This window comes from Streptomyces yatensis, assembly GCF_018069625.1.
In the GTDB taxonomy this organism is placed as follows: Bacteria; Actinomycetota; Actinomycetes; order Streptomycetales; family Streptomycetaceae; genus Streptomyces; species Streptomyces yatensis.
Genome location: NZ_CP072941.1, coordinates 4,496,150 through 4,510,107, shown reverse-complemented (window position 1 = coordinate 4,510,107; position 13,958 = coordinate 4,496,150). Strand labels below are relative to the sequence as shown.

Below are 13,958 nucleotides of genomic sequence, written 5' to 3'. Positions count from 1 at the left end.
ATGTGACGCCCCGGGGCGGCCCCGCGAGGATCCCCAGGGCCGCGGTCTCCCAAGGCCCCTCCCCGGGGCGGGGGTCTTGAGCGTGCGGCATCGTCCCCGGCGTGGTGGGGTGGTGACACCGCGTCGGTCCCGTGCGGCGCGGGCGGACGGCAGACGCGGGCGTCGAGGTGGTGGTCGTGGGGCGCGGCGGGACGTACGGGCGGGCGGTCGTCGCGACCGTCACCACGATCCTGGTCGCGATCACTTCCGTACCGGCGACGCCCACCGGGCCCGCCCGGGCCGCGGGTCCGGCGCCCGGCCGCGGGACCTACGACGTCACCGCGGCGCGGGGTCCGTCGCGGGCGTACGGCTCCACGACGGCTCAGAGCCTTTCGGGGGCGTACGGCTCCACCACGCCACAGAGCCCGTCGGGGTCATACGGTTCCACCACAGCTCGGGGCCCATCGCGCTCGTACGGCGCCACGGCAGCGCGGAGCCCCTCGCGTGCGTACGGCTCCACCACGCCACAGGGCCCGTCGCGTAAGTACCCCGTATCCGTCGAACTGGCCTCGCTGACCCCCGCGGTGATCCGCCAAGGTGGCGACCTGACGATCAGCGGGCGGGTCACCAATACCTCCGGGCGGCGTCTCGGTCCCGCGCATATCGGGGTGCGGATCGGCGCGTCCGGCGCGATCGACACCCGCGGCGGGCTCTCCACCGTGGCCCGCCGCACGCCGCTGACCCGGGCCGACGGCCCCGAGGTGGCCGGCCGTACGGCCCGCCTCGCCGCGCTGCCGACCGGCGCCGAGCGCGGCTTCCGGCTCACCGTGCCCGTCCCCGACCTGGAGCTGGACGACGCCGGGGCGTACGCGCTCACCGTGAACGTCGTCCGCGAGGGCGGCGCCGGCGCCGGGACCGTGCTGGGGCTGACCCGCACCCATCTGTCCGCGTACCCCGACGCCACGCGGCTGGAGCCGCTGCGCACCACCGTGCTGTGGCCGGTCCTCGACGCCCCGCGGATGGAGGCGCTGACCCTGCGCACCCAGGACAGCGTGCTGCCGGTCTTCCGCGACGACGAGCTGACCGCCGCCTTCGGGCCGGGCGGCCGGTTGCGGCGGCTGGTGGAGATGGGCAAGGGGCAGCCGGTCACCTGGGTTCTCGATCCGGATCTGATCGTCCAGGCGCGGGCCATGGCCGCCGGGTACCGGGTGGCCCGTACGCCCGGCGACAGCGATCCCCAGGAGGCCACCGAAGGGGAGGGCGGCGAGGCGGCGGCGGACTGGCTGGCCGCGCTCCGTGCGGCGGTCCGGGGCCGGGAGGTGATCGCACTGCCGTACGCGGACCCGGATCTGGCCTCGCTCGCCCGCGGTGGCGGCGCCCCGCTCGCCGGGCTGCTGCGCCGGGCCTCCCGCACCGGCCGGAGCGTGGTGGACCGGGCGCTGGGCGTCCACGCGCGCGCCGGGGTGGGCTGGCCCGCGGGCGGTGAGCTGGACGACGGGATCGCCCGGTACGCCAAGGAGCTCGGCCTGGACACGGTGCTCGCCTCCGGCGCCGGGGTGGCCTCCGAGGGCGAGCTGGTCTCCGAAGGGGCCACCGACGACGGAGCCGTCTCGCTCGAGGGCGGGACGACCGCGCTGCGCTACGACGCGGCGATCGCCGCCCAGCTCTTCGCGAGCCACCCGGCCGCGGGTGCCGCCGGTGAGCCCGCCCGGCTGCTGCTGCGGCAGCGGCTGCTGGCCGAGACGCTGACCGCCGCCCGGGAGCTGCCGTACGCCCGGCGCGAGCTGGTGATGGTGCCCCCGCGCCGGATGTCGCTCGCGGTCGCCCGGGTGCTGCTGACGGTGGTGGCCGAGGGCAGGAAGGCGGGATGGCTGGAGCCGGGCGGGTTCACGGCCGCGCTGCGCAAGCCCACGGCGGGGCGGCTGCGGGGCTTCGACGGCTATCCGCTGGCCCGGCACGCCTCCGAGCTGCCGCCCGCCCGGCTCGCGGCGGTGGTCCGGGACCGGCGGCGGATGCGCGCCCTGGCCAAGGTGCTGTCGGACGCGCGGGCCACCGCCGCGTCCGTCCGGGCCGCGCTGGCCCGCTCCGTCGCGACCGCCTGGCGCGCCGACCCGTCGGGCGCCGCCTCGTACCAGCAAGGGGTGTCCCGCTATCTGACCGCCTCGATCGCGTCGGTGCGGCTGGTGCCGAAGTCGATGGTGGTGGTGGCCGGGGGCTCGGCGACCATCCCGGTCACCGTCGACAACGGGCTGCAGCAGGACCTCACCGGGGTGGAGCTGCGGGTCCTCTCCAGCCGCCCCGAGCGGCTGAACGCCCGGGACCGCGCGATGCCGGTCCGGGCGTCACGGGCGGTGAGCCGTACGGTGCGGATCCGGGTGAAGGCGTACGCGAACGGGCCGGTCCGGCTGACCGCCCAGCTCTACACCACCGCCGACGGACTGCCCTGGGGCGCGCCGATGACGTTCACGGCGGATGTGCGGTCGGTGCCGTCGGGCGCGGTGATCTTCGTGCTGGGCGGGACGGCGCTGATCGTGCTGGCGGCCGCGGTCCGGCCGCGGCGTGCGAGGCGTGCGCGGCGGCGTTGACGAAACGGGGGTCGGGGCTGGTCAGAGCCGGTGCGCCGCCCCCGCGGGGCCCGCGCCCCGGGTGTCCAGCAGCAGCTGGGCCTTGACCGCGAGCCCCTGCAGGTCGTAGGTGCGGTGGGGCTGCAGCAGGACGGTCAGGTCGGCGTCGGCCGCCGCCTCGTAGACCGAGTCGGCGCGCTCCACCTGGCGCCCGAGCACCCGCCACCGCGCCACGTACGGGTCGTGGTAGCTGAGCCGGGCGCCCAGCTCGATCAGCCGGGAGGCGATCTCCCGGGCGGGCGAGCCCTCCGCGTCGGCGACGTCGGCCTTGTAGCCGACGCCCAGCAGCAGGACGTGCGCGCCGCGCGCCGACTTCCCGTACTCGTTGAGCAGGGCCGTGCAGCGTCGGGTGACATAGCCCGGCATCCGCCCGTTGACCTGCTGCGCGAGCTCCACCATGCGCAGCGGCAGGCCGAGGCCGCGCTGCTGGTCGGCCATATGGCCGTGGTCGACCGGCACGCCATGGCCGCCGACGCCGGGGCCCGGGCGGAAGGACTGGAAGCCGAACGGCTTGGTCTCCGCGCAGCGGACCACGTCCCAGACATCGACGCCGAGGTCATGGCAGTACACCGCCATCTCGTTGACCAGGGCGATGTTGACGTGCCGGTAATTGGTCTCCAGGACCTTGACGGTCTCGGCCTCGCGGGTGCCGCGGGCCCGGACGACCTTCTCGGTGAAGCGGCCGTAGAAGGCGGCGGCCGCCTCGGTGCAGGCGGGGGTGAGGCCGCCGATGACCTTGGGGGTGTTGGCGGGGCCGTGGGCGCGGTTGCCCGGGTCGTGGCGGCAGGGGGAGTAGGCGAGGTGGAAATCGCGCCCGGCCCGCAGCCCGGATCCCTCCTCGAGAAGCGGACGGAGGAATTCCTCGGTGGTGCCGGGGTACACGGTCGATTCCAGCAGAACGGTGGTGTGCGGACGCAGCCGCGCCGCGAGCGTACGGGCCGCCTCGCCGACCGCCGACAGATCCAGTCTGCGGTCGTCCCCGAGCGGGGTCGGTGCGCAGATCACGGCGGTGCGGACGCGGCCGAGCTCGGCGGGGTCGGCGGTGATCCGGAAGCCCTGGGAGGCCATCCGGCGCAGCTCGGCGGCGGACAGCCGGCCCTCGCCGCCCGAGCCGGAGGGCAGCCGTCCGGACCGGAGGTCGGCGGCGGCGCGCGGATCGGGGTCGTAACCGACGGTACGGACACCGGCGGCGGTGGCGGCCTGGGCGAGAGGAATACCGAGATGACCGAGTCCGATGACGGCGAGATCTGCGGGCATGACGTCGTGTCGTCCTTCCCGGGACGATGTCGGATGGCGCAAACCCCCCACAGACAGACTAAGCGGAAATATGACTCGTATTCAGTATTGATGGGAGGTGTTGGCGCGGTGTCGTGGCGGTGGACGCGGCAGCGGCATGGCACGGAGGAGCGAAAGCCAGGAAAATCGGCAGGGCGGCGTGACGTCGATCGCAACGGGAGGCAGCGGTGAAGACACCGGCACTGGGACCGGCCGAGCGCGGCGAGGCGCTGGCCCGGATGGCGGACCGTGAGCTCGATGTGCTGGTCGTGGGCGGCGGAGTGGTCGGCGCGGGCACCGCGCTGGACGCCGCCACGCGCGGCCTGGAGACCGCTCTGGTCGAGGCGCGGGACTGGGCCTCCGGGACCTCCAGCCGGTCCAGCAAGCTGATCCACGGCGGACTGCGCTATCTGGAGATGCTCGACTTCGCACTGGTGCGCGAGGCACTGAAGGAGCGCGGCCTGCTGCTGGAGCGGATCGCACCGCACCTGGTCAAACCGGTGCCGTTCCTGTATCCGCTGCAGCACCGGGTCTGGGAGCGGCTCTACGCGGGATCGGGCGTCGCGCTCTACGACGCGATGTCGATCTCCTCCGGGCACGGCCGCGGACTGCCCGCCCACCGCCATCTGTCCCGCCGGCGGGCGCTGCAGGTCGCCCCCTGCCTCAAGAAGGACGCGCTGGTCGGGGCGCTGCAGTACTACGACGCCCAGATGGACGACGCGCGCTATGTCGCCACGCTCGTGCGCACGGCGGCGAAATACGGCGCGCAGGTGGCCAACCGCGCGCGGGTGGTCGGCTTCCTGCGGGAGGGCGAGCGCGTGGTCGGCGCCCGGGTGCACGACCTGGAGCAGGGGGGCGAGTTCGAGGTCCGCGCCCGGCAGGTGGTCAACGCCACCGGGGTGTGGACGGATGAGACACAGGCGCTGATCGGGGAGCGCGGGCAGTTCCACGTCCGGGCCTCCAAGGGCATCCACCTGGTCGTCCCCAAGGACCGCATCCACTCCACGACCGGGCTGATCCTGCGCACCGAGAAGAGCGTGCTGTTCGTGATCCCCTGGGGCAGGCACTGGATCCTCGGCACCACGGACACCGACTGGGACCTGGACAAGGCCCATCCGGCCGCCTCCAGCGCCGATATCGACTATCTGCTGGAGCATGTCAACGAGGTCCTCGCGGTGCCGCTGACCCGCGACGACGTGGAGGGCGTCTACGCCGGGCTGCGCCCGCTGCTGGCCGGGGAGTCGGACGCCACCAGCAAGCTCTCGCGCGAGCACACGGTGGCCCATCCGGTGCCGGGCCTGGTGGTGGTCGCGGGCGGCAAATACACCACGTACCGGGTGATGGCCAAGGACGCCGTGGACGAGGCGGTGCACGGCCTCGACCGCCGGGTCGGACCCTGCGTCACCGAGGAGATCCCGCTGGTCGGCGCCGTCGGCTACAAGGCGCTGTGGAACGCCCGGGAGCGGATCGGCCGGCAGGTCGGGCTGCATGCGGCGCGGATCGAGCATCTGCTCAACCGCTACGGCTCGGCGGCTCAGGAGGTGCTGGACCTGATCGCGGCCGACCCGTCGCTGGGGAAGCCGCTCGCCGGGGCGGAGGACTATCTGCGCGCCGAGGTCGTCTACGCCGTCTCGCACGAAGGGGCCCGCCATCTGGACGACGTCCTCACCCGCCGCACCCGCATCTCTATCGAGACCTTCGACCGCGGTACGCGCTGCGCCCGCGAGGCGGCCGAGCTGATGGCACCCGTCCTGGGCTGGGGCGAGGACCAGACCGACCGGGAGGTCCAGCACTACGAGAAGCGGGTGGAGGCCGAGCGCGAGTCCCAGCGTCAGCCGGACGATCTGACGGCGGACGCGGCGAGGCTGGGCGCGCCGGACATCATCCCGCTGTAGGAGGTGCGTGATCCCGCTGTGGGAGATGGGCGTCTTACCGGCGATCGGCGTTTTACCGGGGCTGGTGTTTTTCCGGCGATCGGCGTTTTACCCCGGGCCGGTGTTCTACCCGCGATCGGTGTCCTGCCGGCGAGGGCAGAACTCGGTCTCGAGGAGAGACGTTTCGGCGGCCAGCCCGGGATCGGCCGTGCTGTTGAGCCGGTAGGCGAGGGTGTGGCGGCCGTCGGGGGTGGCCACGGCCAGCGCGTAGGAGCCGGTGATCTCGCCGTTGTGGCCCCACAGCGTCACCCCGCACGACAGCCGCACCGGGAAGAGGCCCATGCCGTACTGGCCGGCGGAGGCGGCGGTGTTCCGCATCTGCCGCAGCTCGGCCCGGGGCACGACCGTGCCGCGCAGCAGTCCGGAGAGGAGATGGCTCAGATCGTCGAGTGTGGAGACCAGCTCGCCCGCGGCCCCCGCGTAGGAGGGGTTGAGGTCGGTGACATCGCGTCGGGCACCGTCGCCCCGGGCCCCGCTGTCCCTGGTTCCGCTGTCCCTGGTTCCGCTGTCCCGGGGCCCGCTTTCGCGTGTGTACGCGCGGCCGTGCGGGGCCGGGAGGGTGGTGCGGGTGCCGGGGAAGGAGGTGGCGTGCAGGCGCAGGGGGCCGAGCACTTCGCGCCGGGCCTGGTCCGCGTAGGAGCGGCCGGTGGCCCGCTGCACGACCATGCCCAGCAGGACGTAGTTGGTGTTGGAATAGTGCCATTCCGCCCCGGGCGCGAAGTACGGGCGGTGGGTGAGGGCGGTGCGCACCAGGGAGGCGGGGGTGCGGATGCGGTCGGCCGCGGCGGAGAGCTGACGCGCCAGGACCGGGTCCTCGGTGTAGTCGAACAGCCCGCTGGTCTGGTTGAGAAGCTGACGAATCGTGATGTTCCGGCCGTCGTTGCCATGGCCGCGCACCAGCCCCGGAAGGTGCTCCTCCACCGTGTCGTCCAGGCCGAACCGCCCCTGTGCGGCCAGCCGCAGGGCCATCGCCGCGACGACGGTCTTGGTGAGGCTGCCCGCCCGGAAGTGGTCACTCCGGTGGATCCGCCGTCCGGTGCGGACGTCCGCGACCCCCGACGCGACGAACCGTGTGCCCCCGCCCGTCCGGCGGATGAGGACCGCCGCCCCCGGCGCGTCGCCCTGCGCCGCCAGCCGGCGTACGGCGCCGCGCAGGGCGCCGTCCTGACCGCCGCCCGCGCCCGCACCCGCCCGCGGGCCGGCGTCCCGGCCCGCCTCGGTGGCCGCCGTTCCGCAGCCGGACAGGGCGAGTCCGAGGGCGGCCGTGAGTGCCACGGCGGTCGGCATACGGCTCCGCCTGTGCCATCGTATGGCGGAGATGGGCATGACACGGACCTCCGTTCCCTGCGTACCTCCAGATGGTCGCAGGTACCGCGGCGGCCGCCACGCCGCGCCCCGGACCCCCGGCGGTTCCGGGTCCGCGGATGAGAGACAATGGACGCTCTCCCAGGGTGGGTTCAGGGTGGGTAGATTCGCAGAGGGGTCGCATGTCGGAGGCTGAGAAGACGCAGGGTTCGACTGGGCGCCTCCTCGCCGGGCGGTACCGGCTCGGGGAGATCCTCGGTCAGGGCGGCATGGGCACGGTCTGGCGTGCGAGCGACCAGACCCTCGGCCGTACGGTCGCGGTCAAGGAGCTGCGCTTCCCGTCCAGCGTGGAGGAGGACGAGAAGAGACGGCTCATCACCCGTACGCTGCGCGAGGCGAAGGCGATCGCCCGGATCCGCAGCAACGGCGCCGTCACCGTCTATGACGTGGTCGACGAGGACGACCGCCCGTGGATCGTCATGGAGCTCATCGAGGGGCGTTCGCTCGCCGATGTTGTCCGCGACGACGGTCCGCTGACCCCGCGGCGCGCCGCCGAGGTCGGGCTCGCCGTCCTCGATGTGCTGCGCGCCGCCCACCAGGCGGGCATCCTGCACCGCGATGTGAAGCCCTCCAACGTGCTGATCTCCGACGACGGCCGGGTCGTCCTCACCGACTTCGGCATCGCCCAGGTCGAGGGCGATCCGTCGGTGACCTCGACCGGCATGCTCGTCGGAGCGCCCTCCTACATCTCACCGGAGCGGGCCCGCGGCCAGAAGCCGGGTCCGCCGGCCGACCTGTGGTCGCTGGGCGGGCTGCTGTACGCGGCGGTGGAGGGAGTGCCGCCGTACGACAAGAGCACGGCCATAGCGACATTGACCGCCGTGATGACCGAGCCGGTGGAGCCGCCGAAGAACGCGGGCCCGCTGGAGGAGGTCATCTACGGTCTGCTCACCAAGGACCCGGCCCGGCGGCTCGACGACGCCGGGGCGCGGGCGCTGCTGGAGCACGCGGTGAGCGCCCCCGAGGAGACCAAGGTCCCCGCCGACGCGACCCGCACGATGAGCCTGCCGCCCGCCCCGGCGGAGGACGAGGCCGCCGCCGAGGCCAAGGAGTCGGCCGTCTCGGAGCGCAGGCGCGGTGCGCTGAAGTCCGTGCGCAACGCGGCGGCCGCGGCGGCCACGAAGAAGGCGGACAGCGGGAGCGCGGCGAAGCCGGCGGAGTCGGCGGAGAAGTCCGGCGCCTCCGGGGCCGCGAAGACCGGGGCCGCGAAGACCGGCGCGGCGAAGTCCGGCGCGGCGGCGAAGGCCGAGCCGGCCGCCGCGACGCCCGAGGGCGCGCCCGGCCCCCGGTCCGCCGTGCCGCCGCGCGCCTCGATCACCGATGTGGTCCCCAGGCGCACGCTGATCATCATCGCGGTGGTCGTGGTGCTCGCCATCGTGGGCACCGTGCTCGCCGTCGTCCTGAGTGACGGCGGGGACGGCGGCGACAAGGCCAAGGGCGCCTCGGGCGGCGACAAGTCCACCTCCGCGGGGACCTCGGGCGGTGCCAAGGACAAGCAGGGCGCCGACAAGACGGGCCAGTCGGAGGGCGAGTCGCCGAAGGCGGGGGACTCCGGCGGGAAGTCGGGGTCGCAGCCGGGCACGGACGCCTCCGAGAGCTCGGACGACAACTCGGGCAAGGACGGCGGCGAAAGCGGCGACGACAGCGGTAAGGGCAAGGGCGGCGGCGGTAAGGGCGGCCTGCCCGACGGCTACCGGACCGTGAAGTCCTCCGACTTCCCGTTCAGCATGGCCATGCCGGAGGGCTGGTCGGTCCACTCCGGAAGCTATGCCGGAAGCCGTAAGTACTACGGCGGGTCCAGCATTCCGCGTATTCAGATCGACTTCACCGACGCGCCGAAGTCGGACGCGGAGGCGGACTGGCGCAAGGGCGAGGACAACGCCCGGCGCACCATGGCCGGCTACAAGGGCCTCGGCATCAAGTCGGTCGACTGGCGCGGCTATCCGACCGTCGCGGACTGGGAGTTCGAGCGCGATCAGGACGGCAAGCGGGTCCGGGTGCTCAACCGCGGCTTCAAGGCGGACGGCAGCCATGGCTTCGCCATACTGATCACCTGCGAGGCGAGCAAGTGGAACGACAAGGAGTGCGCCACCCTGCGGCAGACCGCCTTCAACACCTTCAAGATTACGGACTGAACACTCCTGTCGGCGAAGCGTCGTTCGGGCACGTATCGTGAGAGGCCCTAGACTGTGCGCAGCCGCTGGAACCCGCCAAAAACGACCACATTTGACGGTTTCACGCTGCGCTGATCGCTGATGAGGGCGGCGTTGATCGCGCGCTTGGGGAGGCGTCGTGGAGGAGTACGCGGGCCGGGTGCTGGCCGACCGCTATCGCCTGCCCCTTCCGCCCGCCGATGAGTACGAACTCATCGAGACCCGCGCCTTCGACACCTACAGCGGACAGGAAGTCCATCTGCGGCAGATACCGCTGCCGGAGGTCGTCGACGCCGAAGTCGTCGACGAGGACGCGCGGTGGGGCGGCGGGCCCTCGGGGCGGAACGGCACGGTCGCCGGTGCCGGGCGTACGGCCCGGGGCGGCGGCGATCCGGCCGTCCGGCGCGCCATCGCGGCGGCGACGTCCGCCGCGCAGATCCCCGACCATCCGCGGCTCGGCCAGGTCTTCCATGTCTTCGCGGAGGCCGGAAGCCTGTGGATCGTCAGCGAACTGGTCTCCGGCCGCCCGCTGGCCGCGCTGCTGGCCGAGGGCACGCTGTCCCCGCACCGCGCCGCCGAGGTCGCCAACGACATCCTTACGGCGCTGGGCGCCCTGCACGCCCATGGCTGGGTCCACCGCAACATCACCGCCCGTACGGTGCTGTTGTGCGACGACGGCCGCGCGATGCTCATGGGGCTGGCGGCGGGCGCGGCGGAAGAGGCGCTGTGCGGCTACGACCCCGTTCCGGCGCCCGCGTCCGCGCCGTCGGCCGAGGCCCCCGCCGTCGAGGAGCCCCGGCCGGATGAGGCCCCGGCCGCCCTGCCGCAGGGCCCGGCGGGTTCCGGCGATCGGCCGGACCGGCCCCAGGGCCGGGCCGGGCGAGGAGACGAAGGGCGCGCCGCCATCCCCGGCGCCCGGACGGCAGAGGGCGGCGAGGCGCGGCCGCAGGGCGGCCCGCGCTACCGCGACCAGGGTGCCGCCGGAGGATTCCTGCCCCCGGGCGGCCCTTACGGTGGCCATGAAACGGCGGGGACGGGCTCGCGGCCCGACGCCGAGGGCAGGGAGCACGGCGGCCACGGCACGGAGACGGGCCTGTCCGAGCCACGGACGCCTTACGGCACGGAGGCGGGCCTGCCCGAGCCACGGACGCCTTACGGCGACCACGGGGCGGCGGAGCCGAGTTCGAGGCCCGGCCCCAGCGGTCCGGTGTACCGGGATCAGGTGACGTTCGGTCCGGGGACCGGCGGGCCCATGGCTCCCTACCGCGACCAAGGGGCCGCCGGCGGGCTGCCCGGACCGCGCCGGGCGGGGCAGCCGGGAAACAAGGAGGGCGAACCGGGCGGCGCCGGTGCCGACGCGCCGAGCGCGGCCGCCCGGGCCGCGCGGGCCAGCGCCATCGCCGCCTACGCGGCGGGCGCGCGAGCCGCCGCGCGGGCCAACGTCGAGGCGGCCACCCGCTCCCCGCACACCCCCGGGCCCGCCCCCGCGGCCACGCCCGAACCGGAGCCGGAGCCCGGCGGCGCGCGATGGCCCGGCCAGCCGGACCGTGAGGAGAGCGCCCAGCCGGCCGCCTCCGAAGGCGGCGGCTCCTGGGACACCGGCGGAGCCGCGGTCGGTGGCCCCGCCACCGCGCTCGCCGCCGAACGGGCCCGCCAGGCCCGTATCGTCGTGGTCGGCGCCGTCACCGAGCGGTGGGCACCCGAGCAGGCCGGACCGGTCCATGAGAACTGGCGGCTGGCGCCCCCGGTCGGCCCCGCCGCCGATCTGTGGGCGCTCGGCGCGCTGCTGTTCCGCGCGGTGCAGGGCCATGCCCCGTACCCGGAGGAGAGCGCCGCCGAACTGGTGCAGATGGTCTGCGGCGAGGCACCCGCGTACGCGGAGGAGTGCGGTCCACTGCGGCCCGTCGTCGAGTCGCTGATGCGCCAGGACCCCACCGAGCGCCCGGAGTTCGAGGAGCTGCGCGGCTGGCTGCGGTCGCTGATCCGGTCGGCGCCCGAGCCGGACGTCGGCAGCGGCACGGTCACGGTGCCCTCGCTCGGCGCGGGCGGGGCGTCCGACCCCCGGCGGCTGCCGATCGTCCGTAGGCGGGGCTGGCTGGTGCGCAGGGGCCGGGGCCGCCGTCCGGCCGCCGCGGCCGACGCGGCGGCCGGGCACGCCCGGCACCGGCGCGCCAAGCGGGAGAAGCGGGAGGCCCGGGAGGCTCGGGCGCCCCGGGAGACGCGGGCACCCCGGCCGCCCCGGCCTTCCCCGGAGAGCACGGAGACCCGGGAGACCCGGCAGGCCCCGGCGCCCGCCCAGCGCAAGCCGCGCAGGCTGGGGCGGATGCTGTTGCTGCTGATCTTCCTGGCGCTGGCGGCGGCGGTGGTCTACGCGATGATGTTCATGCCGCGCGCCAAGGACGACGACGGCCAGGGGCGTACGGGTTCGTCCGGTACGCCGAGCGCGGCGCCGCACGACCCCGCGGACGGCGGCGGTGACGAGGGCGAGGCCGGAAAGCCGGCCGACCCCGGCGACCAGGAGCCGCAGTCCACCGACCCGGCCGGACTGGCCAAGGGCTTCGCGGTCCGCAAGGACCCCAAGGGCTTCAAGGTCGCCGTCCACGAGGACTGGACCCGCCGGGGCGAGAACGGCCGGGGCCAGATCCGCTACATCGGCGGCGACTTCGAGCTGGTGGTCGTGGCCGGACGGGACAAGATGTCGGAGTTCGGCGGCGACCCGATGGCGTACCAGCAGGACCGCGAGGCCGAACTGGCCGCCTTCCGCGGCTCCTCCTGGGCCTCGTCCTCGGGGCTGCGGCGGATCGACGTCGGCCGGACGGCGATGGCGGAGGGCTCGTTCACCTGGCGCGACAGCAGCGGGCGGAACGTGTACGCGCGCAACCTCGCGATGCTGATCGACGGCCGCTACCACGTGGTCCTGGTCATCGGCCCGTCCGACGAGCGCACCGCGGTCAACCGCTACTTCGAGCAGGCCACGGCCACGTACAGCACGACCAACGGCTAGGGCTCAGGCGTTGCCCCCGGCGTGAGCTTCTCGGGGGCTTCTTCCCGTGCCGCCTGCGCGCCGCCGTGCTCCGCGAACCGCTCCCGCAGCCGGTACTTGAGCACCTTACGGAGCGTCTCATTGCGCGGCAGGGCGTCCACCACTTCGAGCCGCTCCGGCAGCTTGTGCACCGACAGCCCCGCCGCGCGCAGATAGGACACCGCCCGGCCGAGCGTCAGCGGCTCCGCCCCCGCCGGCTGCTCCACGACGGCGCAGACCAGCTCGCCCCGGGCCGGGTCGGGCAGGCCGATCACCGCCACATCGCCCACGTCCGGGTGCTGGTACAGCAGCTGCTCGATCTCCTTGGCCGAGATGTTCTCGCCCTTGCGGATGATGATGTCCTTGGCGCGGCCGGTCAGCACCAGATGGCCGCTCTCGGTGAGGTGGCCGAGGTCGCCGGTGAGGAAGAAGCCGTCGGCGTCGAACGCCTTACGGGTCTCGGCGTCGTCCAGATATCCGGCGCAGACCGCCTCGCCGCGCAGCCCCACCTGGCCGTCCACCACCCGGATCTCCATCTCCCGGGGCGGCCGGCCCTCGGTGGTGGCGAGGTTCTCGTCCGTGTCGTCCGGCGCACCCATGGTGATCATGGGGACTTCGGTCATTCCGTAGCCGTGGGTGAGCGTGCAGCCCAGCTCCCGTACGACCTCGTAGTAGAGCTCGGGCGGTTTGGGCGCGCCGCCGCCCGCGAGGAGCCGCAGGGTGGGGATGAGCCTGCGCGAGGGGTCCTTGCGCTGTTCGGCCAGGAACATCGAGTAGAAGGCGGTGCTGCCGCCCGCGACCGTCACCCCGTGCCGCCGGTAGGCGGGCAGCGACTCCGGCAGGGAGAAGTGCTCGAGCAGCACGGCCGGGAAGCCGTAGAGCAGCAGCATCACGGTGTAGTCCGGCCCGGCGACATGGGCGTAGGGGAAGGCCATGGACCCCACGTCGTTGGGGTCGAGCCGCAGCGCGTGGGCGAGGCAGGCACCGGCGGCGATGAGGCTGCGGTCGGTGTGCAGCACGCCCTTGGGGTCGGAGGTGGTGCCCGAGGTCCAGTAGATCCAGCGGACGGCCCGCCCGTCGGCGGGCGGTGGCGGCAGCCGCAGGGCCTGGGGGTCGGCCACCGGCAGGGTGTCGTACGCCTCGAAGACCAGCGGCGGTTCGGGCAGTTCGGCGGCCAGGCGCCGGGCCATCGCGGTGTGGTCGAAGCCGCGCCAGCGGCCGGGCACGGCGAGGAACCGCGCCCCGGACCCGCGGAGCGCGAACCGCACCTCGCGGTCGCGGTAGTAGGGGATCAGGGGGGTCTGCACGGCGCCGAGGCGGGCGAGCGCCATGGTCAGCACGACCGTCTCGATCCGGGTGGGCAGCTGCCAGGCGACCCGGCTGCCGGGGCCTATCCCCATCCGGTACAGCCCGGCGGCGGCCCGCTCGGCGCGGGTGCGCAGGGCGCCGAAGGTCAGCCGGCGGTCATGCCGGGCGGTGGCGCCGGCCTGCAGCAGGGCGGGGGCGTCGGGAGTGAGCGCGGCACGCCGTTCGAGCAGTTCCCACAGCGTCGCCGAGCTGCCGAGCTCATGCGCTTCTTGCGCGACGTCGGTCATCCGGCCTCCCG

At 74.3% G+C, this 13,958-nt stretch carries 7 protein-coding genes; 4 read left to right on the top strand and 3 right to left on the bottom strand.

The window, feature by feature from the left end; translation table 11 throughout:
• The first annotated feature begins 131 nt into the window (after positions 1-131).
• Positions 132-2,564: a DUF6049 family protein gene (locus tag J8403_RS18490; protein ID WP_246585895.1), complete on the top strand. Its 2,433-nt coding sequence runs from the start codon at positions 132-134 to the stop codon at positions 2,562-2,564.
• Between the two features lie 21 nt (positions 2,565-2,585).
• On the opposite strand, the gene J8403_RS18485 is transcribed toward J8403_RS18490, so the two are convergent.
• Positions 2,586-3,860: a nucleotide sugar dehydrogenase gene (locus J8403_RS18485; RefSeq protein WP_211124178.1), complete on the bottom strand. Its 1,275-nt coding sequence runs from the start codon at positions 3,858-3,860 to the stop codon at positions 2,586-2,588.
• A 206-nt stretch (positions 3,861-4,066) separates the two neighbouring features.
• Here J8403_RS18485 and J8403_RS18480 point away from each other — a divergent pair, with 206 nt between their 5' ends.
• The gene (locus J8403_RS18480) at positions 4,067-5,773 is read left to right on the top strand and encodes a glycerol-3-phosphate dehydrogenase/oxidase (RefSeq protein WP_211124177.1); all 1,707 of its coding nucleotides are present in this window, start codon (positions 4,067-4,069) and stop codon (positions 5,771-5,773) included.
• A 105-nt stretch (positions 5,774-5,878) separates the two neighbouring features.
• Here J8403_RS18480 and J8403_RS18475 read toward each other — a convergent pair whose 3' ends face one another.
• The gene (locus tag J8403_RS18475; protein WP_246585894.1) at positions 5,879-7,099 is read right to left on the bottom strand and encodes a serine hydrolase domain-containing protein; all 1,221 of its coding nucleotides are present in this window, start codon (positions 7,097-7,099) and stop codon (positions 5,879-5,881) included.
• A gap of 200 nt (positions 7,100-7,299) precedes the next feature.
• Between J8403_RS18475 and J8403_RS18470 the strand changes: the two genes are divergently transcribed.
• On the top strand, positions 7,300-9,312 hold the full coding sequence (locus J8403_RS18470; RefSeq protein WP_211124175.1) for a serine/threonine-protein kinase: 2,013 nt from the start codon (positions 7,300-7,302) through the stop codon (positions 9,310-9,312).
• A gap of 157 nt (positions 9,313-9,469) precedes the next feature.
• Complete coding sequence (locus J8403_RS18465) at positions 9,470-12,334, top strand: protein kinase (RefSeq protein WP_211124174.1); 2,865 nt, start codon at positions 9,470-9,472, stop codon at positions 12,332-12,334.
• Here the strand turns inward: J8403_RS18465 and J8403_RS18460 are convergent.
• On the bottom strand, positions 12,331-13,947 hold the full coding sequence (locus tag J8403_RS18460) for an AMP-binding protein (protein ID WP_211124173.1): 1,617 nt from the start codon (positions 13,945-13,947) through the stop codon (positions 12,331-12,333). The two genes, J8403_RS18465 and J8403_RS18460, sit on opposite strands and share 4 nt — an antisense overlap.
• Positions 13,948-13,958: the final 11 nt, after the last annotated feature.

Coding starts and splice junctions, on each gene's coding strand:
- J8403_RS18485 (WP_211124178.1), bottom strand. CDS start 3,860: ATGCCCGCAGATCTCGCCGTCATCGGACTCGGTCATCTCGGTATTCCT.
- J8403_RS18475 (WP_246585894.1), bottom strand. CDS start 7,099: ATGCCGACCGCCGTGGCACTCACGGCCGCCCTCGGACTCGCCCTGTCC.
- J8403_RS18470 (WP_211124175.1), top strand. CDS start 7,300: ATGTCGGAGGCTGAGAAGACGCAGGGTTCGACTGGGCGCCTCCTCGCC.
- J8403_RS18460 (WP_211124173.1), bottom strand. CDS start 13,947: ATGACCGACGTCGCGCAAGAAGCGCATGAGCTCGGCAGCTCGGCGACG.